The 22,116-nt window shown below is 67.4% G+C and carries 19 protein-coding genes, 1 tRNA gene and 2 pseudogenes; 14 read left to right on the top strand and 8 right to left on the bottom strand.

Features of this window, described 5'->3' with window-relative positions:
• Nucleotides 1–17 precede the first annotated feature (17 nt).
• Genes A5688_RS16805 through era form a run of 3 tightly spaced genes read left to right on the top strand, consistent with a single transcriptional unit; the run spans nucleotide 18 to nucleotide 3,479 of the window.
• Nucleotides 18–1,280 carry a hypothetical protein gene (locus A5688_RS16805; RefSeq protein WP_067911702.1) on the top strand — a complete coding sequence of 421 codons (1,263 nt, stop codon included), beginning with the start codon at nucleotides 18–20 and terminating at the stop codon, nucleotides 1,278–1,280.
• Nucleotides 1,277–2,587 carry a hemolysin family protein gene (locus A5688_RS16800; protein ID WP_067830272.1) on the top strand — a complete coding sequence of 437 codons (1,311 nt, stop codon included), beginning with the start codon at nucleotides 1,277–1,279 and terminating at the stop codon, nucleotides 2,585–2,587. Before A5688_RS16805 ends, A5688_RS16800 begins: the two co-directional genes overlap by 4 nt.
• The gene (gene era / locus A5688_RS16795; RefSeq protein WP_067911699.1) at nucleotides 2,580–3,479 is read left to right on the top strand and encodes a GTPase Era; all 900 of its coding nucleotides are present in this window, start codon (nucleotides 2,580–2,582) and stop codon (nucleotides 3,477–3,479) included. The genes A5688_RS16800 and era overlap by 8 nt, the downstream gene beginning before the upstream one ends.
• A 215-nt stretch (nucleotides 3,480–3,694) precedes the next feature.
• Here era and A5688_RS16790 read toward each other — a convergent pair whose 3' ends face one another.
• Together A5688_RS16790 and A5688_RS16785 are read right to left on the bottom strand one after the other, a co-directional pair.
• On the bottom strand, nucleotides 3,695–5,152 hold the full coding sequence (locus A5688_RS16790; protein ID WP_067830279.1) for an aminotransferase class I/II-fold pyridoxal phosphate-dependent enzyme: 1,458 nt from the start codon (nucleotides 5,150–5,152) through the stop codon (nucleotides 3,695–3,697).
• Between the two features lie 89 nt (nucleotides 5,153–5,241).
• Nucleotides 5,242–6,726 carry an amidase gene (locus A5688_RS16785; protein WP_067830282.1) on the bottom strand — a complete coding sequence of 495 codons (1,485 nt, stop codon included), beginning with the start codon at nucleotides 6,724–6,726 and terminating at the stop codon, nucleotides 5,242–5,244.
• 61 nt (nucleotides 6,727–6,787) lie between these two features.
• On the opposite strand from A5688_RS16785, the gene recO reads away from it, so the two are divergent.
• The 3 genes from recO to A5688_RS16770 are packed head-to-tail and all read left to right on the top strand — an operon-like array spanning nucleotide 6,788 to nucleotide 8,923.
• Nucleotides 6,788–7,585 carry a DNA repair protein RecO gene (gene recO / locus A5688_RS16780; protein WP_067830285.1) on the top strand — a complete coding sequence of 266 codons (798 nt, stop codon included), beginning with the start codon at nucleotides 6,788–6,790 and terminating at the stop codon, nucleotides 7,583–7,585.
• Nucleotides 7,578–8,495, top strand: coding sequence for a decaprenyl diphosphate synthase (locus tag A5688_RS16775; protein ID WP_067911696.1), 918 nt, complete (start codon nucleotides 7,578–7,580; stop codon nucleotides 8,493–8,495). The genes recO and A5688_RS16775 overlap by 8 nt, the downstream gene beginning before the upstream one ends.
• Nucleotides 8,495–8,923, top strand: a complete 429-nt coding sequence (locus A5688_RS16770; RefSeq protein WP_067911693.1) for a hypothetical protein — start codon at nucleotides 8,495–8,497, stop codon at nucleotides 8,921–8,923. The genes A5688_RS16775 and A5688_RS16770 overlap by 1 nt, the downstream gene beginning before the upstream one ends.
• A gap of 4 nt (nucleotides 8,924–8,927) precedes the next feature.
• On the opposite strand, the gene A5688_RS16765 is transcribed toward A5688_RS16770, so the two are convergent.
• Both A5688_RS16765 and A5688_RS16760 read right to left on the bottom strand, forming a co-directional pair.
• Nucleotides 8,928–9,323: a Fur family transcriptional regulator gene (locus A5688_RS16765; RefSeq protein ID WP_067830294.1), complete on the bottom strand. Its 396-nt coding sequence runs from the start codon at nucleotides 9,321–9,323 to the stop codon at nucleotides 8,928–8,930.
• A gap of 49 nt (nucleotides 9,324–9,372) precedes the next feature.
• Complete coding sequence (locus tag A5688_RS16760; protein WP_067830297.1) at nucleotides 9,373–9,795, bottom strand: ArsR/SmtB family transcription factor; 423 nt, start codon at nucleotides 9,793–9,795, stop codon at nucleotides 9,373–9,375.
• A gap of 190 nt (nucleotides 9,796–9,985) precedes the next feature.
• Between A5688_RS16760 and A5688_RS16755 the strand changes: the two genes are divergently transcribed.
• From A5688_RS16755 to A5688_RS28575, 3 genes and pseudogenes are all read left to right on the top strand, one after another.
• Complete coding sequence (locus tag A5688_RS16755; RefSeq protein WP_067830489.1) at nucleotides 9,986–11,377, top strand: glycine--tRNA ligase; 1,392 nt, start codon at nucleotides 9,986–9,988, stop codon at nucleotides 11,375–11,377.
• 255 nt (nucleotides 11,378–11,632) lie between these two features.
• Nucleotides 11,633–12,847: a PPE family protein gene (locus A5688_RS16750; protein WP_067830300.1), complete on the top strand. Its 1,215-nt coding sequence runs from the start codon at nucleotides 11,633–11,635 to the stop codon at nucleotides 12,845–12,847.
• A gap of 511 nt (nucleotides 12,848–13,358) precedes the next feature.
• Nucleotides 13,359–13,524, top strand: a pseudogene (locus tag A5688_RS28575) (hypothetical protein); the annotation flags it as partial.
• A gap of 169 nt (nucleotides 13,525–13,693) precedes the next feature.
• Here A5688_RS28575 and A5688_RS16745 read toward each other — a convergent pair.
• Complete coding sequence (locus tag A5688_RS16745; RefSeq protein WP_067911690.1) at nucleotides 13,694–15,676, bottom strand: TPM domain-containing protein; 1,983 nt, start codon at nucleotides 15,674–15,676, stop codon at nucleotides 13,694–13,696.
• 143 nt (nucleotides 15,677–15,819) lie between these two features.
• Between A5688_RS16745 and A5688_RS16740 the strand changes: the two genes are divergently transcribed.
• From A5688_RS16740 to dnaG, 3 genes are all read left to right on the top strand, one after another.
• Entirely contained in the window at nucleotides 15,820–17,085 is a 1,266-nt protein-coding gene (locus tag A5688_RS16740; RefSeq protein WP_067830310.1) for a deoxyguanosinetriphosphate triphosphohydrolase, read from the top strand.
• A gap of 67 nt (nucleotides 17,086–17,152) precedes the next feature.
• Nucleotides 17,153–17,770 (top strand): superoxide dismutase[Cu-Zn], encoded by a 618-nt coding sequence (sodC, locus tag A5688_RS16735; protein ID WP_067830319.1) that lies wholly within the window; start codon nucleotides 17,153–17,155, stop codon nucleotides 17,768–17,770.
• A gap of 29 nt (nucleotides 17,771–17,799) precedes the next feature.
• Complete coding sequence (dnaG, locus tag A5688_RS16730; RefSeq protein WP_067911687.1) at nucleotides 17,800–19,755, top strand: DNA primase; 1,956 nt, start codon at nucleotides 17,800–17,802, stop codon at nucleotides 19,753–19,755.
• On the opposite strand, the gene A5688_RS16725 is transcribed toward dnaG, so the two are convergent.
• Nucleotides 19,739–20,017, bottom strand: coding sequence for a hypothetical protein (locus A5688_RS16725; RefSeq protein ID WP_067911684.1), 279 nt, complete (start codon nucleotides 20,015–20,017; stop codon nucleotides 19,739–19,741). The two genes, dnaG and A5688_RS16725, sit on opposite strands and share 17 nt — an antisense overlap.
• 136 nt (nucleotides 20,018–20,153) lie before the next feature.
• On the opposite strand from A5688_RS16725, the gene A5688_RS16720 reads away from it, so the two are divergent.
• Nucleotides 20,154–20,226 (top strand) — tRNA-Asn (locus tag A5688_RS16720).
• Nucleotides 20,227–20,240: 14 nt separating this feature from the next.
• Here the strand turns inward: A5688_RS16720 and A5688_RS16715 are convergent.
• Nucleotides 20,241–20,963, bottom strand: a complete 723-nt coding sequence (locus A5688_RS16715) for an SDR family NAD(P)-dependent oxidoreductase (RefSeq protein WP_278184210.1) — start codon at nucleotides 20,961–20,963, stop codon at nucleotides 20,241–20,243.
• Nucleotides 20,964–21,071: 108 nt separating this feature from the next.
• Here A5688_RS16715 and A5688_RS16710 point away from each other — a divergent pair.
• Nucleotides 21,072–21,353: pseudogene (locus A5688_RS16710) on the top strand (muconolactone Delta-isomerase family protein); the annotation flags it as partial.
• 79 nt (nucleotides 21,354–21,432) lie between these two features.
• On the opposite strand, the gene cysE reads toward A5688_RS16710, so the two are convergent.
• The gene (cysE, locus tag A5688_RS16705; RefSeq protein ID WP_067830343.1) at nucleotides 21,433–22,116 is read right to left on the bottom strand and encodes a serine O-acetyltransferase; all 684 of its coding nucleotides are present in this window, start codon (nucleotides 22,114–22,116) and stop codon (nucleotides 21,433–21,435) included.

Raw genomic sequence — 22,116 nt, 5'->3', positions numbered from 1 at the left:
TCAAGGTATTTCGACAATTGAGGTCACTCAGCATCTTGGCGGCAGCCGCCATCGCATTCGCACCGTTGTCGGTGTTGGTCACGACCACCGAGGCGCAGGCCGCCCCGTGCGCCGGCCCGGGATCCAACCCCGTCGCCTGCCAGCACTGCATGTTTTACGTGAACGCCTATCACACGGCGAACGTCTGCAACGAGGACCGCCGCGGGGTCCAAGGGCCCGCGAGCAACGCGCCCACGCGGGCTCCGGAAGTTCCCATCCCGGTGTACGAGCCGCCGCCGATGCCGCCGCCGGCGCAGAACCCACTGGTCCTGCCCCCGCCGAATTCGGGTCAGTCCGTTCCGGCGCTGGAGATCAACCCGCCGGGCCCCGATGCGCCGCGCAACGCCCCGGTGGTGGCGCCGCCGAGAGGGCTGGATGCGCCGGCGGTGGCGATCGCGGCGGCCAAGGCCGCACCGGTGACGCGTGTCGACCCCGCCAACCCGCCGAAGCCGCCGACCCAGGTGGATTTCAACCAGCAGGTGCAGAACGTCGTGAGTTCCCACCGGGAGAACGTCGACATCCTCAAGATCGACGATCAGAAGTTCGTCCGTCCGCGCCACTGGGACTACATCGACTACGACGACGGCTATCGCCGCCCGACCCTCTACAACCCGCTCAATCAGCCGATCACGTTCCGCTACTTCTATAACGGGGCCTACCAGGAGGCCTACCTGGCCCGCGGAGCCCGGATGGTGCTCGACGCCACGACCGTCGGCGTCGTCCCGTTCACCGCGGTCGGCGACAGCTACGTGGCGGCGGGCAGCTTCTACGGCGGAGGGTCGATACCGTTGAACGGCTACAACGGTCCGCCGCCGCCCGACTACCGGCCGCCGGCGCCCCCGAAGCTGTACGAGAACGTCACGGTGTCCGTGCCCGCCAAGAGCGAGACCGTCGAGGTGGGCCACGTGGCCGTGGTGGGTCACGACGGCAGTCAACCCGCGGGCGGCCAGGACATCTTCCTGTTCGACGACTCCACCCTGGCCTGGGGGCAGGTCGACAACTCCACCAGCGCCCCCGCCCAGCTCAGGGTTCTCAAGACCCAGCCGACGCCGGGCGTCGGTCCGACCGACGACGGCAGCTTCCTGGTGCTGCTGGCCGTCCACCACCAGGAGCCGGGCGAACCCCACCAGTCCGGATGGACCCTGGCGCTGCGTTTCGGGGGATTCGCGGTGGTGGTGGGCCTGATTGCCTGGCTGCTCGCTCGCCGGAGTCGCACCGAGGAGCAGAACGCTGACACATGACCGGCTGGTCTGAGCTGCTCGGCGCGGTAGCGCTGATCGCGTTGGGGGGATTGTTCGCGGCGATCGATGCGGCCATCAGCACGGTGTCGCTGGCGCGGGTTCAGGAGTTGGTGCGCGACGAGCGGCCCGGCGCGGTGGCGCTGTCCAAGGTGATGTCGGAGCGGCCCCGCTACATCAACCTGGTCGTGCTGCTGCGGATCACCTGCGAGATCACGGCGACCGTGCTGCTGGTGGTGTTCCTCTATGACAACTTCGGGCTGCGCTGGGGATTGTTCGGCGCCGCGGCCATCATGGTGGTGACCAGCTTCGTCGTCATGGGGGTGGGGCCGCGTACCCTCGGCCGTCAGAACGCCTACTCCATCGCCTTGACGACAGTTCTTCCGCTGCAAGCGATCTCGTGGCTGTTGATGCCGATCAGCCGGTTGCTGGTGGTGCTGGGTAACGCGGTGACTCCCGGCCGCGGCCTGCGGAACGGGCCGTTCGCCTCCGAAATCGAGCTGCGCGAAGTCGTCGACCTGGCCCAGCAGCGCGGTGTGGTCGCCGCCGAAGAGCGCCGGATGATCCAGTCGGTCTTCGAGCTCGGTGACACCCCGGCCCGCGAGGTGATGGTGCCACGCACCGAGATGATCTGGATCGAAAGCGACAAGTACGCCAGCCAGGCGATCAACCTGGCGGTGCGCAGCGGGCATTCCCGGATCCCGGTGATCGGCGAGAACGTCGACGACATCCTCGGCGTCGTGTATCTGAAAGATCTTGTGCAGCAGACTGTTTTGTTGGGCGATGGCGGCAGGACGCCGCTGGTGTCGAAGGTGATGCGGCCGGCGGTATTCGTGCCGGACTCCAAGCCGTTGGACTCGCTGCTGCGGGAAATGCAGCGAGACCGCAACCACATGGCTCTCCTCGTCGACGAGTACGGTGCGATCGCCGGTCTGGTCAGCATCGAGGACGTGCTCGAGGAAATCGTCGGCGAGATCGCCGACGAGTACGACCAGGCGGAAACGGCGCCGGTAGAAGATCTGGGCGACAAGCACTTCCGGGTGTCGGCGCGGTTGCCGATCGAAGACCTGGGCGAGCTGTATGACGTGGAGTTCGACGACGATCTCGACGTCGATACCGTGGGCGGTTTGCTTGCCCTGGAATTGGGCCGGGTCCCGCTGCCGGGCGCCGAGGTGGTCTCCCACGGTGTGCGGTTGCAGGCCGAGGGCGGCGCCGATCACCGGGGCCGGGTGCGGATCAACACGGTCCTGCTCAGCCCGGCCGAATCCGACGGTTCATCCGACGGCGAGGTGTCCGCCCAGGATGACTGAATTCCGTTCCGGTTTCGTGTGTTTGGTGGGTCGCCCCAACACCGGGAAATCGACGCTGACGAACGCGCTCGTCGGGACCAAGGTCGCGATCACCTCGAAGCGGCCACAGACCACCCGGCACACCATCCGCGGCATCGTGCACCGGGAAGACTTCCAGATCATCCTGGTCGACACCCCGGGGTTACACCGGCCACGCACCCTGCTGGGCAAGCGCCTCAACGATCTGGTGCGCGACACCTATTCCGAAGTCGACGTGATCGGGCTGTGCATCCCGGCCGACGAGGCGATCGGTCCGGGCGACCGGTGGATCGTCGAGCAGATTCGCGCGACCGCACCGAAGACGGCGCTGGTGGCCATCGTCACCAAGATCGACAAGACGCCCAAGGACCGAGTGGCCGCGCAGTTGGTGGCGGTCAGCGAGCTGGTCGGCGACTCGGCCGAAATCGTCCCGGTGTCGGCGGTGACCGGGGCACAGGTCGACATCTTGATCGACGTGCTGGCCGCGGCGCTGCCGCCCGGCCCGGCCTACTACCCCGACGGTGAGCTGACCGACGAGCCCGAAGAGGTCCTGATGGCCGAGCTCATCCGCGAGGCCGCCCTCGAGGGCGTTCGCGACGAGCTGCCGCATTCGTTGGCGGTGGTCATCGACGAGGTCAACCCGCGGGAGGATCGCGACGACCTGATCGACGTGCATGCCCTGCTCTACGTCGAACGCGACAGTCAGAAGGGGATCATCATCGGCAAGGGCGGTGCCCGGCTGCGGGAGGTCGGCACGGCTGCGCGCGCCCAGATCGAAAAGCTGCTGGGCACCAAGGTTTACCTCGACCTGCGCGTCAAGGTCGCCAAAAATTGGCAGAGCGACCCCAAACAGCTTGGCAGACTTGGTTTTTAGCGCTCGTATTCGGTGGGGGCGAGCCCTGTCGGCCGATCCGGCCGCCTATGCCCGCTCGGCGACGGCGCGCCCCGCCGCACGGCCCGCACGGCCTCCGACCAATAGGTGAGTTTCATTCGTGCTAGCGCCGGTGCTAGCGCAATCGGGAAAACCCCTATACCCGGCACAGGCTACGCATGTGGCTCATGTGAACGATGATGCGCATGATCGGCACGTCAGGCGAGCACCCGGATCGTCTGCAACGACGGATCCGCGGCGTCGGGTAGGTTCATGCCGGCCTCGACGCCCGAGCAAAGATATTCCAGCACAGCATCATTGAGGCGCTCACCGGGAACGACGGCGGGAATGCCGGGGGGGTAGGGCGTGATCTGCTCGGCGGCCACCCGGCCGCCGGCGCGCTGGGGCGGGATCGCCTCGACCCGCCCGAAAAACGCGTCGCGCGGCAGCTCGACGGTCTCCATTTGCAGGTCCGCCGGCGAAGGCAGCGCGATTCGCGGTGCCGGCTCGAAGTCATCGGCCGCCGTTCGCCATGCCCGGAGCGCATCGGTGAGACGGCCCACCGTTTCCTTATCGTCGGCCATGGACAGGGTGGCCAGGATGCGGCGGTGATCGCTCATGCCCGTGTCGATGTGCGCGTGCGCGCGCAACCAGTCGGCGGCCTGGTAACCCGATGTGCCCGTGGCCGATACATCGATGAGCACCTGCATTCGGTCCAGGTCGTGGGAGGCCTGCACGCCGAGAAGTTCGTCGTCGAGCACCTCCACGTCGGGAATCAGTTCGATCTCCTCGCGCACCTGACGTGTCAAATCGATTGCAGAGCCGAGCAATTCGTGACCGCGCTCCACCATCTGCCGGCGCCAACCGTCCATGGCGGCATACAGCAGGACGTTGGGGCTGGTCGTCATCAGCAGATCCGCGCAGCCGGAAAGCCGGGCCTGATCGATCAAATCGCCCTGCACATGGAACACCGAGCCCTGCTCGAAACCGGCGCCCATCTTGTGCACGCTGACAACGCAGACGTCCGCGCCCGCATCCATCGCCCACGTCGGCAGGTCCTCGTGAAACGGCAGGTGGGCCCCCCACGCCTCGTCGATGATCAACGGCTTCCCGCGCCGATGGCACACCTGCGCGATGCCGGCGATGTCGGCGCAGGTGCCGTACGGGCTCGGGCTGACGACCAGCGCGCCGGCGGCATCGGGGTGCTTTGTCCAGGCTTCTTCGACCTGCCGCGGCGAGGGCGGATGGGAGAAGTGGTGCTCGGCGTCCCAGCGGGGAGTGATCCAGCGCGGCTGCACACCGGAGAAGATCAGCCCGGCCACGATCGACTTGTGACTGTCGCGGCCGACCAGGAGGCTGCCGTCACCGCCAGCGACGGCCATCATCGCCGCCCTGACCGACAACGAACTGCCGCAGGTGGAAAACCAGGCGATCTCGGCGCCCACGGCTTCGGCCATCAGGTCTTCGGCGCGCTTGAGGTATCCGTTGCTGGTTCTGCGGTCATCCAGCCCGCCGCTGGCCAGCACGTCGTCCAGAAACGGTTCGCGGCCCAGGACGGCCAGGACCCGATCGTCGGTGCCGCGTCCCTGCCGGTGGCCCGGCGGCGTGAACCCGTACCGGTTCTTGTCCCGATAATCGGCCAGCGCATCGAGCAGCGGGGCCTCCGATTGGTCCATGGCGAACGGGTACCCGCATAGTCGGCGCTGATTCGCCGCGACTACTGCCGCGAAGACCTGCAAGGACGCGCGCTGCTGCGGTCGAAGAGTCAGCCGTTGATCCCGCCAGCCGGCTCCGCGGTCTCATCCCACCACGGCTGCGGCTGCTGGCTCGCCCATCCGCACACGGCCTCCAGCTCTGCGGCCAGCGAAATCAGCATGCCCTCGCTGTTCGCCGGGCCCATCAGCTGCACACCGATCGGCAAGCCGTCGGACGTGAAGCCCGCCGGCACGTTGATCGACGGCCAGCCCAGGACGTTCCACGGGAACGTCAGCGGGCACGCGGCGACCATGGCGCGGTCGGTGCCGAAGCCACCCAACCGGTCGAAGGCGCGCGCCAGCGGCGGTGGCTGCGCGGTGGTCGGCGCCAACACCACGTCGACGATGTCGAAGATCGAGCCCACCCGGCGCTGATCGGCCGCTTCGTGGCGGCGCGCGGTGCGCAGGATCGCCTGCCCCAGCACGGCGCCCACGCGCAGGTTGGCCAGGGTGCGGGGATCCAGCACGACGCCGTCGCCCAGCCGCTCCTCCCAATCCCGGAGGCCCGAGGTCGACCGGGCGAGAAAGTCCCACGACAGCCGCATGCCGTAGTCCGGGTTGCCGGGCACCACGGTGTGGCCGAGCAACTCGAGTTGCTTACCGACGGCGCGCGTCGCGGCCAGGATCTCCGGGTGCAGCTTCGGGCGGAAACCGGTGTACGGGAACCGGGTGGACAGCGCGATGTTCAGCGGGCCCGGCGCCTTTCCCACATAGTCGGAGGCGGTGATCCGGGGCGGCTGGTGCCGGTCGCCCTCCACGTTGCCGGACGCGGCGTCGAGCACCAGCGCCGCATCGGCCACGGTCCGGGCCAACACGCCGTTGACCGTGATGCCGTTGAACGCCTCCGGCAACGGCCAGGTCGAGATGCGTCCACGCTGCGGCTTGATACCCACCAGGTGCGTCCACGCCGCCGGGACGCGGATGCTGCCGGCACCGTCCGAGCCGATGGCGGCGGTGACCAGGCCGGCCGCCACCGCCGCGGCGCTGCCGCCCGACGATCCGCCCGGCGTGTGCCGGCGCGACCAGGGGTTGCGGGTATGCCCGAAACCGGGCCCGCTGGTGAACGGCCATTGGCCGAGTTCGCAGGTGTTGGTCTTGCCGACGATCACCGCGCCGGCCGCCTTGAGTCGCCGCACCACCTCGGCGTCCTGCGCCGCGGGCGCGACCGACCCCTCGGTCCCGAAGGCGGTCGGCACCCCGGCGACGTCGACGTCGTCTTTCACGGCGATCGGAATCCCCAGCAGCGGGGCGGTGTCGCCGGCCGCCCGGCGCCGGTCGGCCTCCGCCGCGTCGGCCAGCGCCGACTCGGTGAGCACCACCCGGAAGGCGTTCAGCGTGGGCTGGCTGGCGTGGATGGCGTGCAGGGAGCGACCGACCAGTGTGGTGGACGTCACTGACCGGCTGGCCAGCTGATAGAGCAGGTCAGTCAGTGTGGGCAGGCGCCGGTGGCGGGATCCGGAAATGGACCCAGGACCCGACCCAGAAGCGCCAATCACGGGGTACGAGACTAACGGCGCGGATACCCGTAATGTCGCGGCGGGGTGCAAAACTATTGTGATGCGGCTATACCGAGACCGAGCTGTTGTGTTGCGCCAGCACAAGCTCGGCGAAGCCGACCGGATCGTCACCCTGCTGACTCGTGATCACGGGCTGGTCCGCGCGGTGGCCAAGGGCGTGCGCCGCACCCGCAGCAAATTCGGCGCGCGACTGGAGCCGTTCGCGCACATCGACGCGCAACTACATCCCGGCCGCAACCTCGACATCGTCACCCAGGTCGTCTCGATTGACGCGTTCGCCACCGACATCGTCAACGACTACGGCCGCTACACCTGCGGCTGCGCCATGCTGGAAACCGCCGAACGCCTCGCCGGCGAGGAGCGGGCGCCCGCCCCGGCCCTGCACGGGCTCACGGTGAGCGCGTTGCGGGCGGTGGCCGACGGGCGCCGGTCCCGGGATCTGCTGCTGGACGCCTACCTGCTGCGTGCCATGGGCATCGCCGGATGGGCGCCGGCGCTGACCGAGTGCGCCCGTTGCGCCACGCCCGGTCCGCATCGGGCGTTCCATGTCGGCGCCGGCGGCAGCGTCTGCTCACACTGCCGCCCGGCCGGTTCGACGACACCGCCGCCGGGGGTGCTGGATCTGATGTCCGCACTGCACGACGGCGATTGGGACTTCGCCGAAACGACGCCGCAATCGCACCGCAACTACGTCAGCGGTCTGGTGGCCGCGCACCTGCAGTGGCATTTGGAGCGCCAGCTCAAGACGTTGCCGCTCGTGGAACGGACGTATCACGCCGACCGCACCATCGCCGAACAGCGCGCGGCGCTGATCGGGCAGGATATGGATTGTGGCTAAACTCTGGGCCGCCGGCTCTGACCGAAAGGCTGAGCGCGCCACGGCGGCAGCCGGTTTCCCGCAGCTGCCGCCCGCGCCCGACGACTATCCGGTGTTTCCCGACAAGTCGACCTGGCCGGTCGTCTTTCCGGAGCTGCCGCCGTCGGCCGACGGCGGCCCGCGCCGCCCCCCACAACACGTCTCCAAGGCGGCCCCGCCCAGAATCGAGGCCGATCGGTTGCCCAATCATGTGGCCATCGTGATGGACGGCAACGGCCGCTGGGCCACCCAACGGGGATTGACCCGTACCGACGGTCACAAGGCGGGCGAGGCGGTGGTCATCGATATCGTCTGCGGTGCAATCGAACTCGGCATCAAATGGCTCAGCCTCTACGCCTTCTCCACCGAGAACTGGAAGCGTTCCCCCGAGGAGGTGCGTTTCCTGATGGGGTTCAACCGCGACGTGGTGCGCATGCGCCGGGTGAACCTGAACGCGATCGGGGTCAAGATTCGGTGGGTGGGTTCGCGGCCTCGCCTGTGGCGCAGTGTGATCAATGAGTTGGCGATCGCGGAGGACATGACCAAGGGCAACGACGTGATCACCGTCAACTACTGCGTCAACTACGGCGGTCGCGCAGAAATCGCCGAAGCCACAAAGGAAATCGCACGCCTGGCCGCCGCCGGACGGTTGAACCCGGAGCGCATCACCGAGTCGACCGTGGGGCATCATCTGCAGCGGCCCGACATCCCCGACGTGGACCTGTTTTTGCGGACGTCGGGGGAGCACCGGTCAAGCAATTTCATGTTGTGGCAGGCGGCGTACGCCGAGTACGTTTTCCAGGACAAGCTGTGGCCCGACTACGACCGCCGCGACTTGTGGGCGGCGTGTGAGGAATACGCCTCGCGCAATCGCAGATTCGGGAGCGCATAGTGCCGTCGTTGCAGGAGCGTCTGGCGTCGATACTCGGCGACGTCCTTCCACTCGAGGAGGAGGCCGACGGCGCGGTGACGGTGCGCCACGGCGGCACCATCGCCTCGTTGCGGGTGGTGAACATCGCCGAGGGCCTCGATTTGGTGTCGCTCACCCAGGTATTGGCCTGGGATCTGCCGCTGACCAAGAAGATCAGCGAGCAAGTCGCGAAACAGGCCCGCGACAGCAACTTCGGCAGTGTGACCCTGATCGAGAAGGTCAATGAGAAGGCCGTGCAACGCAATTCGGGCAAAGGCGCATCGAAGACCGCCGACGTGATGCTGCGTTACAACTTTCCTGGCGGCGGCCTGACCGACGAGGCCCTGCGGACCTTCATCCTGTTGGTGCTGGACACCGGCGCCGAGGTTCGTCGGGCGCTGACGGCCTAACCGGCTAGCGGCCGCCGCAGTCCGAACAGGTGCCGAAGATTTCGATCGTGTGGCTGACGTCGGAGAAGCCATGTTTGGCAGCCACTGCCGTCGCCCACTCCTCGACCTCGTGATCGCCCACCTCGATGGTGGCGCCACAACTGCGACACACCAGGTGGTGGTGATGGTGCTCCGAACACCTGCGGTAGACCGATTCACCGGTGTCGGTGCGCAGCGTGTCGATCATCCCCGCCGCCGCCATCGACTGCAGCGTCCGGTAGACCGTCGTCAACCCGATGTTCTCGCCGCGGCGGCGCAACTCGTCATGCAGCTCCTGCGCCGAGCGGAACTCGTCGAGCGTCTCCAGCAACGTGGAGATCGCCGCACGCTGCCGGGTGGAGCGGACGCTGGCCCCTGTCATTGGCGCGGCTCCTTCTCAGCGCTGCGCGCTGCATCGTCGCCGACGCGGGTCATTGGCGCGGCTCCTCACTGGCGTGCGCGACGGCGTCCACCACGATGTGCGCGAGGTGATGATCGGCAAGCCGGTAGAGCACTTCGCGACCGGATCGCTCCCCGGTGACCACCCCGGCCGCCTTGAGAATCTTCAGATGCTGGCTGACCAGCGGCTGGGGCACGGCCAGCGCATCCACCAACTCGTGCACGCAGCGGTGAGACTCGCGCAATTGCAGCACGATGGCGATGCGCACGGGCGCGGCCAGCGCGCGCAACAGCTCCCCGGCGGCATCGAGGATGTCCCGCGGTGGCGGAACGGGATATGCCGCGGCTCTGGCATGCCCACCGGCGGCGAGCGCGTCGTGGCCGTGGGCGACCGGACCCACGCCCGGGTCGTCCGCGGCGGCCGGCGCCGGAGGAGAAGGTGACGGGGACGTCATGGGAGCGGCATCACCTCGAGAAGTGCCAGGTAGTGGGAAAGTATCCGCCATTGAATATCGTTATCGGCTGCCTCCCACTGTCACATGCATGATGACGCATGTCAAAGAGCGCGGCGGCGATCGCTACCATGACTGATGCTCTGCGCACCGCGGCTGACCGCCGCGCGTGCCCACCAAACCCGGAAAGGGAGTGCACCACCCCGTGGCGTCCGTCATCGACACCGTAGTGAACCTGGCCAAGCGCCGCGGCTTCGTCTTTCCCTCCGGGGAGATCTACGGCGGCACCCGGTCGGCGTGGGATTACGGCCCGCTGGGCGTGGAGTTCAAGGAGAACATCAAGCGGCAGTGGTGGCGCTCGGTGGTCAGCGGTCGCGACGACGTCGTCGGGCTGGATTCGTCGATCATTTTGCCGCGGCAGGTGTGGGTGGCCTCCGGCCACGTCGAGGTCTTCCACGACCCGCTGGTCGAGTCGTTGATCACCCACAAGCGCTATCGCGCCGACCATCTCATCGAGGCCTACGAAGCCAAACACGGCCACCCGCCGCCCAACGGGCTGGCCGATATCCGCGACCCGGAGACCGGCGAGCCCGGCCAATGGACCGAGCCGCGCGAATTCAACATGATGCTCAAGACCTACTTGGGTCCGATCGAGACCGAGGAGGGCCTGCACTATCTGCGTCCGGAGACAGCGCAGGGCATCTTCGTCAACTTCGCCAACGTGGTGACGACTTCCCGCAAGAAGCCGCCTTTCGGTATCGGTCAGATCGGCAAGAGTTTTCGCAACGAGATCACCCCGGGAAACTTCATTTTTCGGACCCGTGAGTTCGAACAAATGGAGATGGAGTTCTTCGTCGAGCCGTCGACCGCGAAGGAATGGCATCAGTACTGGATCGACACGAGACTGCAATGGTATGTCGAGCTGGGCATCGATCCGGAGAACCTGCGGTTGTTCGAGCATCCGGCCGACAAGCTGTCGCACTACTCCGATCGCACCGTCGACATCGAGTACAAATTCGGTTTCCAGGGCAATCCGTGGGGCGAGCTGGAGGGCGTCGCCAACCGCACCGATTTCGACTTGTCAACGCATGCAAAGCATTCCGGCGTCGACCTGTCGTTCTACGACCAGGTCACCGACACCCGCTACACCCCGTACGTCATCGAGCCGGCCGCCGGTCTGACCCGGTCGTTCATGGCGTTTTTGATCGACGCTTACGTGGAGGACGAAGCCCCAAACGCCAAGGGCAAGATGGAAAAGCGCACCGTTTTGCGCCTGGACCCGCGGCTGGCTCCGGTCAAGGCTGCGGTGCTTCCGCTGTCCCGCCACGCCGACTTGAGTCCCAAGGCGCGGGACTTGGCCGCCGAGTTACGCAAGTTTTGGAATATCGATTTCGATGACGCCGGCGCGATCGGGCGACGGTATCGGCGCCAGGACGAGATCGGCACGCCGTTCTGTGTGACGGTGGATTTCGACTCACTCGAGGACAACGCCGTGACGGTGCGCCGGCGCGACGACATGTCCCAGGAGCGGGTCCCGATGAATGCCGTGTCCGATTATCTGGCGACACGCCTCAAGGGCTGCTGATCGCCCAATCGCGGGGGCGACTTGTAGGTTGTTTGTTCCGTTGCGCCGGCGCCCGTCTCGTCGACCCCGCTGGTGCTGATGCGCCCTCGCTGAACACCGGATTCGCGAAATAAACTTTGCTTAAAAGTCCCGCGTATGGCGGTGAGGGTGCCTTAGGATCACCTCTGGGCCATAAGTGGATAGCTAGTCGCACCACGGGCGGAAGTCGAGCCGTCCGGGGGCGGAGCCGTTGACACGGTCAGTTGGGGTTGGCGAATGATTCCCTCGTTTGTGTTCTTCCCTCCTGAGATCAACTCGGCCTTGATATTTGGCGGCCCGGGCGCCGGACCTCTGTTCGAAGCGGCCTCGGCGTGGGACGGGCTGGCGGTTGAACTGTCGTCCTCGGCATCGTCTTTTCAAACCGTGATTTCGGATCTGGTCGGTGGCGCCTGGATGGGGCCGTCGTCGATCTCGATGACCGTGGCCGCGGCGCCTTATCTGCAATGGCTGGTCATCGCGGCGGCACAAGCCGAGGTGGCGGCCCTGCAGGCCCGGATCGCGGCGCTGGCCTTCGAGGGGGCTGTGATCGCGACGGTGCCGCTGCCGGCGGTGCTGGCGAACCGGGCCCGGCTGCTCGTCTTGATCGCGACGAACTTCTTGGGCATCAACACGGCCGCGATCGCACAGACGGAGCTCGAGTACCTCGAGATGTGGGCGCAGGACGTGGCCGCGATGCTGGGCTATCACGCCGGGGCGCAATCGATGGCGCAGGCGTTGCCGGAGTTCAGCGTGCCGCCCCCGGCACCGAGCGGTGGCGCAGCGTCCGCGGGGCTGGCGGGCCTGGCCGATTTGGTGACGGCACCCCTGAATTTCGCGTCGCAGTTCTTCCAGGGCTTGTCCTCGTTGGGGACCGCGTTCGTCACCGAACTGCAACCGTTGTTGTCGGTGTTCTCGCCGGCAGTCTCGTTGCTTTCCTCAACACCGGTAGCAACCTTGACGACGGTGGCGCAGGCCGGCATGTATCCGGCGGCCGCGCTGATGACGCCGATGGTGACGCTCGCCCACAGCCCCGGTCAAGCGGCATCCGCCGCGTCGTCTCCGCTGATGGCACCGACGTTGGTCGGCGTGACCAGCCCGCCCCTCAACTCGTCACACAGCACCGGTAGCGCGTTGTCCGACTTGCAGCCGTTGGCCGGTGGGGGATTGGGCGCCCTGGGCATCGCGACGGCCGGCCTGGGTAGCGCGCGCTTCATCGGGTCGATGTCGGTGCCGGCGGCGTGGGAAGGGTCGATGCCGGCGTACATCGCGACGCCGGCGATGTCGGGTGTGGGCGCCGGAACGCCGGCTGCGGCGGCGACCGCGTCGGGCAGTGGTGTGCCGGTGGCGGCGATGCCGGTCGGGGAGAAGAACCCCGAGGGCGAGGACCGCGGCACCAAGGCCGAAGTGGTGAGGTCTCGTCCGAAGGTGGTTCCGCGCAACCGTCCGGGATAGGGCGTCGGTGCTGTTGTTGCAGACGTGAATGGTGTGCAAAACGGCGAGAATTCAATACTTTCGGTTATGTAAGGTTTGCGCCGGAATCCGTGTTGTATCCGCAACGCGGAATTATCTGATGCGTCTAGTAAAAAACGTGCGGCCGGTCCGCAAACGCACCGGACGAACCGATTAGCGTGGCAAGCTCGAAACCTCGTCCGTCCGTCGGATTCAACTGCCGTCGGGTTCCTAAAGTGTTGTGCGGCAACGATTGTGCGATTACCGATCCGTTGCATGAAGATTTGAGTCAGCCATGAATTTCTCCGCGTCAACCATCCGGGTGGCGACGCCCGGCGTCCGTGATCGCGGACCCGGCGGCGAACCGCGCGGCTGTTGAGCGTGCGCCCAACCAAAGGAAAAATTGGCAATTCCCGCAAATTTTCTTCACTTTGTCTTACGATGTGATCCGGTTGGTGTAAGTAGGTTCGCCACAGCGCCCGAAAGCTCTAATCGGCTGTGGAAGGGGGCAGGGGTGCTATTGCCTCTCGGTTCGCCGTTGCCGGATGACACGGTGTCGGCAGTTCGAGGTGAGTCCGGCGTGCTCGGTGGCCTGTCGGTCCCACTCAGATGGGGCGTGGTCGTCCCGCCGGATGACTACGACCACTGGGCGCCCAAGACGGAAGCCGGCGCCGAAGTTCCCGACGAGACGGTTGACGTTCCCCGCCCGACTGCGGTCGCGGACGGTGTGTGGAGCGGGTGGGAAGGCGACACCGTGCCACGGTCTCCGGGCGTGATACCGCATTCGCCGGCCGCTGGTTGAGACTCAGAGAACCCAGGGCGCGGACGATCGCCGGCGTTGGGCGTTGCTCAAAATCGGCCGCCGCCGCCCAGGAAACCGCCACCGGACGAACTGCCGCCGAATGACGTCGGGCTCCAGCCGCCGAATCCGCCCCGCATGCCTCCGCTGAGGACATTGCCGATGATGATGCCGCCGAGCATCGCACCCATGTCACCGCCGCCGCGGCCCGCGTAAGCGCGCTGCGCCGTTTGCACGTCGTCGTTGGCCAGGGATTGCGCGGTGGCGGCCAGCGTCGATGCCGCGTTGGCGTGGGCGATGGCCTCGGTGGGCAGCGTCGAGCGCTTGTCCTCGGCGGCCTGCAGATGACGTTTGGCCTCGGCCAGCCGGGTGCGCGCTTCGGGTCCGATGCTGCCCCGCCGCGTGTCGATGTAGTCCGACACCGCACGTACCCGCGACTCCGCGGTGAACAACGCCTGCTCCAAAGCCCGGTTCAGTTGCTCGGCGGCGGCCTGCTCCTGGGCCAGCGTGGCCAGTAGCCCGTTGAGCCCGGCGTCGGCTTTGGTCAGTTGTCCGAAAGCGCCCAGCGGATCGTCGGAGGCACCGGCCCGGGCGCGCTCGACGGCCGCGATGGCGGCGTCGCGCGCGGCAACCAGTTCACTGGTGTGCGTGGTTTTGGAGTTGGGTTCCTTCCGCAGCAGGTCGTCGGCGCGGTTGATGTCGTTCTGGATGTCAGTCATGGCCGACGGCAGCCGGTCAATCGCGTGCTGAATGTCGGTGGCCGCGTTGTCCACCGCGTCGAGCAGCGCGCGCGCCTGGCCCAGCGCCGATTCGGCGGCGCGCACGGCATCGACCAAACCGGCTTGTTGTCCACTGACAGCCCGGGCGGCGAGCTCACGGGCGCTGCCGATGTTGCGGTCGGCGAACGCCAGCCGCTCCTTGGCCGTCGTGACATTGCCGGACACCGAAGTCAGCGCGGCGGCGCTGAAGTCGTTGTGCAGTGCGGCAAGTCGTTGCTCGGCCGGCGCGATCCGGGTGGTGAGTTCCACGTACCGCTGGGTCAGTGAGTCCAGCCGGGTCGGGGCGTTGATCACCAGATCGCGCAACTTCTCGAAGGCCTCGGTTTGCGATTCCAGCTCGCGGTCGGCGCGCGCCGCCGAGACGATCACCTGGGTGAGCAGTTCGCGGCGCTGCGCCGCGGTCTCGGGCGTTTGGTCGTCGAGTTGCTGGCGGATCGTGAAGGCTTGGGACAGAGCCGCTTTGGCCTTGATCACGGCCTGGGTGAAGGGCTGGGTCCGGTCTTCGCCGAATTCGTTGACCGCCAAATCCAATTCGTTGGCGCTGGTGCGTAACGCATTGTCGACGTCCACCACCAGTTCGCGGGACAGGTCGTCGAGCGCCTGCGGCGACACCGCGGCCAGCGCCGTGGCGTCGGTGGGGTCGAGTCGGCGTGCCGCGGCCAACGCCGCGGCGCGGCGGCGCCGGCCGCGATAACGCATGACCAGCAACAGGACTCCCAACGCGAGGAGAACGCCCACTAGCACGGCCAGCAGCGCTACCCGGCCCGATGACCCCGGCGAGGTGTCTAGTCCGTTGGCCGCCGCGACGGCGGCCCCGCTCCAATCGCCGTTGTGCAGGGCGGGCTCGATCTTGTTGCGCCGCAACTTGTCGACCTGATTCGCGGTGACGCCCTTGATCGTGGACGGCACCAGGAAGGCGTATTCACGGCCGCCGGTGCCGACCGCCAGCAGCGCGTCGTAGGCGCCCAGGTCGCTGTCGCTCATGGTGCGTTGTGCCCAGCCGCTGGCGGCCTGCCCGGAGAAGTTGTCGACGTAGACCACCCACAGCCGGATGTGACGATCGGTATACAGCTTGTTCACCGCGGAGTTCACCGCGCCGCGACCGGAATCCGACAGGGCTCCCGCGTTGTCAGTGATGTAGTCGGCCAACCGGAATGGGGGTTGCGCGTCGGCGGACGGCGCGAGGAGGAATCCGCCGCCGCAGCCGAGGGTGAGGATCGTCGCGATGACGACGATCAGGCGAGCGGTGCGCATAGGGCCAATCTAGCCCCGCGACGATGCGAGCCAGTAGGCCTGATGAGGAGTGAGGCAGTTGGGCAGAGCCCCGCGGCGACACAGGGCTGTGGGCCTGAGTCGAGCCAGACTTCGCCGGGCATTCCCTGGCAGACTGTGCGTCGGTGAGCGGGAATCAGCACGACCCATACGACGACTTCGACCGTCAGCGACGGGTGGCCGAAGCGCCGAAGACTGCGGGTCTGCCGGGTACCGAAGGTCAGCACCGCACCGACTTCGCCCGGGACCGCGCGCGGGTTCTGCACAGCGCCGCGCTGCGCCGACTGGCCGACAAGACCCAGGTGGTCGGGCCCCGAGAGGGTGACACACCGCGCACCCGGTTGACGCACTCGCTCGAGGTCGCCCAGATCGGCCGGGGAATGGCGATCGGGCTGGGCTGCGACCTCGACCTGGTCGAGCTGGCGGGGCTGGCCCACGACATCGGCCACCCGCCTTACGGCCACAACGGCGAACGTGCGCTCGATGAAGTCGCGACGGACTATGGCGGCTTCGAGGGCAACGCCCAAAACTTCCGAATCTTGACCAGCCTCGAGCCCAAAGTCCTTGATGCACAAGGCAACAGCGCGGGGTTGAACTTGACTCGCGCCTCGCTGGACGCGGTGACCAAGTATCCGTGGCACCGGGGCGAAGGGCGGCGCAAGTTCGGCTTTTACGACGACGACCGCGAGCCGGCCGCGTGGGTTCGGGCGGGTGCACCCGAGGGCCGGATGTGCCTGGAGGCGCAGGTCATGGACTGGGCCGACGACGTCGCCTATTCGGTGCACGACGTCGAGGACGGTGTGGTGTCGCAACGCATCGACCTACGGGTGCTTGCCGACGATGACGAGGCGGCCGCGCTGGCCAAACTGGGCGAGACCGAGTTTTCCCGGGTGCGCGCCGACGACTTCATGGCCGCCGCGCGGCGGCTCTCCGCCCTGCCCGTGGTCGCCGCCGTCGGCAAGTACGACGCCACGCTGGCGGCGTCGGTCGCGCTCAAGCAGTTGACCAGTGAATTGGTCGGCCGGTTCGCCTCGGCCGCCATCGCCACCACCCGCGCGGCGGCCGGTCCCGGGCCGCTGGTGCGCTACCGCGCCGAGTTGCAGGTTCCCGACCTGGTGCGTGCCGAGGTCGCCTTGCTGAAAATCCTGGCGCTGCAGTTCATCATGTCCGACCCACGACATCTGGAAACCCAGGCCGGGCAGCGTGAACGCATCCACCGGGTGGCGCACTGGCTGTATGCGGGAGCGCCCCGAACCCTCGACCCCGCCTTTGCTGCGGCCTTCAACACCGCGTCCGGCGACGGCGCGCGGTGGCGCGTCATCGTCGACCAGATCGCCTCCTATACCGAGGGCCGGCTCGAACGGATCGACGCCCGCCAGGCCGGGCCGTAGCCGCCGGTCGGCGAGAAGTCGTCCGGTCCGGCAATCGGCGGGGCCGGCGCGAGTTAGGCTGCCCGGCATGACGAAATTCAGCGGCTCGCCCTTTGTGGCCTCCTTTTTGATGGGGCTTCCCGTCGTCGCCATGACTGCCTGCAGTTCACCGCAGCATGCGAGCACCCAGCCGGGCACCACCCCGCCGGTGAAGAGTGGCGCTCCGACGTCGTCCGGTGAGACGACGCCCCCGGCGCCCGGCGGCGGCTCGCTCAGCGCGGAGCTGAAGACGCCCGATGGTCGCTCGGCGGCCACCGCGACCTTCGACTTCACCGGCGGCTATGTGACCGTCACCGTCAAGACGGCGGCGCCCGGCATCCTGACGCCCGGGATCCACGGCCTGCACGTGCACGAGATCGGCAAGTGCGAGCCGAACTCGGTGGCTCCCACCGGCGGTGCGCCCGGGAACTTCCTGTCCGCCGGCGGTCATTACCAGGCTCCCGGCCATACCGGTAAGCCGGAAAGCGGCGATCTGGCGTCGCTGCAGGTTCGACAGGACGGCTCGGCGTACCTGGTCACCACCACCGATTCGTTCAACCGGGACGACCTGTTGGCGGGTAACAAGACCGCACTGATGTTGCACGGCGCCCAGGACACCGAGAACGCGATGGACCGCATTGCCTGCGGTGTCATCGGTACCGGCTAGCTCTCGCAGTCGCGCCTTAGACTGAGCCGATGTCAAGCCCGGCAGGATCACGCGCGGACGGCGACGGCCGTGCCCGGGGTCGCGGCCGGATTCCCGACCGCGACATCTCGGCCATCCGCGACCGGGTGCGCATCGACGAAGTCGTCGGCGATTACGTCCAATTGCGGCGTGCCGGCGCCGATTCGCTCAAGGGTCTGTGTCCGTTCCACGACGAGAAGTCGCCGTCGTTTCACGTCCGCCCCAACCACGGCCACTTTCACTGCTTCGGCTGCGGCGAGGGCGGCGACGTGTACGCGTTCATCCAGAAGATCGAACACGTCAGCTTCGTCGAGGCGGTCGAACTGCTCGCCGACCGGATCGGCCACACCATCGCTTACTCCGGCCCGGCGACCAGCGTGCAGCGCGACCGCGGCAGTCGCAGCCGGCTCGTCGCGGCGAACGCGGCCGCGGCGGAGTTCTATGCGGCGGCCCTGGAATCCGCCGAGGCCGCACCCGCGCGGCAGTATCTGACCGAGCGGAACTTCGACGCCGAGGCGGCCCGTCACTTCGGCTGCGGTTTCGCGCCGTCGGGCTGGGATTCGCTGACAAAGCATCTGGTGCGCAAGGGCTTTGAGTTCAAAGAGCTGGAAGCGGCAGGCCTGTCGCGGCAGGGTCGGCGCGGACCCATGGACCGCTTCCACCGCCGGTTGTTGTGGCCCATCCGGAGTTCGGCGGGCGAGGTGATCGGTTTCGGTGCCCGGCGGCTGTTCGACGACGATCCGATGGAAGCCAAGTACATCAACACGCCCGAGACGCTGCTGTACAAGAAGTCGAACGTCATGTTCGGCATCGATTTGGCCAAACGCGACATCGCCAGGGGACACCAGGCCGTCGTCGTCGAGGGCTACACCGACGTGATGGCGATGCACCTGGCCGGGGTCACCACCGCGGTGGCGTCGTGTGGCACCGCGTTCGGCGACGAGCACCTGTCGATGCTGCGCCGACTGATGATGGACGACAGCTTTTTTCGCGGCGAACTGATCTACGTTTTCGACGGCGACGCGGCCGGGCGGGCCGCCGCGCTCAAGGCCTTCGGCGGCGAGCAGAACCTGGCGGGGCAGTCCTTTGTGGCCGTCGCCCCGGACGGCATGGATCCGTGTGATCTGCGGCTGAAGTCCGGCGACGGCGCGCTGCGCGATCTGGTGGCGCGGCGAACGCCGCTGTTCGAATTCGCGATCCGTTCGGCGCTCGCCGAGATGGACCTGGACAGCGCCGAGGGCCGGGTTGCCGCGCTGCGGCGTTGCGTGCCCATGGTGAGTCAGATCAAGGACCCCACGCTGCGCGACGAGTACGCCCGCCAGCTCGCCGGGTGGGTCGGCTGGGATGACGTCGCGCAGGTCATTGACCGGGTGCGCAGCCAGTCCAAGACCTCCAACGTCCAGGTCCGCGGCGGCGCCGGCGCCAAGGCTCCGCGCCGCGGCCCGGACCCGGCTCCCACTGCGGCCCAGCCCGCGGCCAGCCGTCCGGATCCTCGTGACCCCACCCTGTGGCCACAACGTGAGGCGCTCAAGGCGGCCCTGCAATACCCCGCGTTCGCGGGGCCGGTGTTCGACACGCTGACCGTCGAAAGCTTCACCCATCCCGGGTACGCGGCCATCCGCGTGGCCATCGAGACCGCGGGGGGCACCTCGAGCGGGATGACCGGCGCGCAGTGGATCGAGGCGGTGCGCGACCGGGCCGCCTCACCCCTGACCGCCGGCCTGGCCAGCGAGCTGGGTGTGGAGGCCATACAGGTCGACGAGGAGAAGTTGCCGCGCTACATCGGCGGTGTGCTGGCCCGGCTGCAAGAGGTGTGGATGGGCAGGCAGATCGCCGAGGTGAAGTCGAAGCTGCAGCGCATGTCGCCCATCGACCAGGGCGACGAGTATCACGCCCTATTCGGCGACCTGGTGGCGATGGAGTCCTACCGGCGCAGCCTGTTGGAGCAGGCTAGCGGCGACGATTAGACGGCGCCAGCACGTCGTCAGCCGAGCCCTCGACGTCGCGTTCCATGATGGCCGTCTGGTCGTCGATCTCCGTCAGCGTGACGAAGCCGGTGTCGGGGGAGATTCGGTTCGCAACCTTGCGCCGCCCCCCTTCGATCATCGACTTCGCCACCGGACTGCTGGTCAGCGCGCGATAAGTGCCGACGAGCTGCTCGTATCGGCGCCGGCCGGCCTTCGAACCCAGCAGGTAACCCAGTCCAAGCACCACGACATACCGGATCAAAACGTTCCTCCCGAGAAATCGATGGCTCCATCCTGCCTCACCGGCGGGGGTGCACGTGCGGCGGGCGCAGGCGGTGGTCCGCGTCAGTTGGGTGCGGTCGTGCCAGTACGCTAGAGTCGTCCCGCGATCGGGTTAGTCCCCTGTAGCTCAATTGGCAGAGCATTCGGCTGTTAACCGAAGGGTTCCTGGTTCGAGTCCAGGCGGGGGAGCACTTTACTCAGCGTCAGCGGCCGGCGCTCTGGCCGCCGTCGACGTGCAGCGTCTCGCCGGTCACGAACGACGCGGCCTCCAAGTAGCGAATCCCCTCGATGATGTCGGCGATCGAGCCCATTCGGCCCAGCGGATGCATGGCGGCCAGCGCGGTCGTGTCGTCGTCGGCGTGCATCGGCGTGGCAATGTTTCCCGGGGAGATGGCGTTGACGCGGATCCCGTCGCGGGCGTACTCGATGGCCAGCGACTTGGTCACCGCCGCCAAGCCTCCCTTGGTGAGGGCCGTCAATCCCGCCGGTACCGCGGAGTTGGCCTGCTCGAGCAGCGAGGTGGTCATGTTGACGACGTGGCCGCCCTCGCCCTGCGTCAGCATCCGGGCGATGGCGCGCTGGGTGATGTGGAAAAAGCCGCTCAGATTCACCCCCGTCACGAACTCGTAGTCGGCCAGCGTGTACTCCGTGAACGGCTTGGGGACGAAGACACCTGCGTTGTTGATCAGCGTGTCCACCCGGCCGAACCGTTCCACCGCCGTCGCGACGATGCGGTCGGCGGTCGCGGGCTCGGCGACGTCGCCGGCGACGGCCGCCACACCGGGGTCGTCGCTGGGGGCGATCGATCGCGAATTGGCCACCACCGCGAAGTCGAGTTCGCGGTAGGCATCGACCAGGGCGGCGCCCATGCCCTGCGATGCGCCGGTGATGATCGCGACTTTCTGCGGGGCGTGCTCGACGGTCAATGGAGGTCTCCTTGCGCGGTTTGTCAGCCGGTGCGTCGGTGCATGCGCCACCCCGATGGCGCGCCGTACCTCGTGAATCTACTGTGAGCGCAAACCATTAGGAGCACCATGGAGTTTCTCGTCACGATGACCACTCACGTCCCCGACGGCACACCGGCCCACGTTGTCGACGACGTCCGTGCCCGCGAAGCTGCGCATTCCCGCGAGCTGGCGCGGCAGGGATACTTGCTGCGCTTGTGGCGCCCGCCGTTGCAGCCAGGGCAGTGGCGCACCCTTGGCCTGTTCGCCGCCGCCGACGAGAACCGACTCGAGCAGGTGCTCGCCTCGATGCCGCTGCGGGTCTGGCGCACCGACGAGGTGACGCCCCTGAGCGCCCACCCCAACGACCCGGGCACTGCTCCGGCGGCTTCCCGAGATCAAACGGCATAGACTGTCGCGCAATAAATTTCGCCGTCATTCGGAGCTGCCGTCAGATGGAGAAGTCCTCGCCGTGCCAGACTCCGGCCTCGGGAGGTCGGATAACCTGACCAGCCGTCTGACCGTCGCTCAACGCCTCCAATTTGTCGACCCTTGTCAACAGGGATTGCAGGCTGACGCCCACCAGGTCAGGCATCATCGAATCGTCTGGACTGCTCCGCCCATGGCGGCTGATCACTTGTCCGGGGACTCCGATGACCACGGCGCTGGACGGAACGGGCTTGACCACCACCGCATTGGCACCGATGCGGCTGTCGTCGCCGATTTTGATCGCGCCGAGGACCTTTGCGCCGGCACCGATGATGACGCGGTCGCCGACGGTGGGGTGACGTTTTCCGGTGTCCGAGCCGCTGCCGCCGAGAGTGACTCCGTGGTACAGCGTGACGTCTTCACCGATCTCTGCCGTTTCCCCGATCACGACACCGGTGGCGTGGTCGATAAAGAGGCCATCGCCCAGTACGGCGCCGGGGTGGATGTCAACGCCCGTGACGATGCGAGTGAACTCGGCTAGCGTCCGCGCCAGCACTCGTGCACCACGGTTCCAGAGCCAGTGGCTGATTCGGTGGCCCCAGATGGCGTGCACGCCGGGATAGGCGAGTATGACCTCCACCGTGGTGGGGGCCGCCGGATCCCGCTGCTTAGCAGCCTGGATGTCACGCCGTATGGCTGCGAACAT

Origin of the sequence: Mycobacterium mantenii (assembly GCF_001667865.1) — a bacterium.
In the GTDB taxonomy this organism is placed as follows: domain Bacteria; phylum Actinomycetota; class Actinomycetes; order Mycobacteriales; family Mycobacteriaceae; genus Mycobacterium; species Mycobacterium mantenii_A.
The sequence above is the reverse complement of the archived record's forward strand: the minus strand, read 5'-3'. Positions and strand labels throughout refer to the sequence as shown.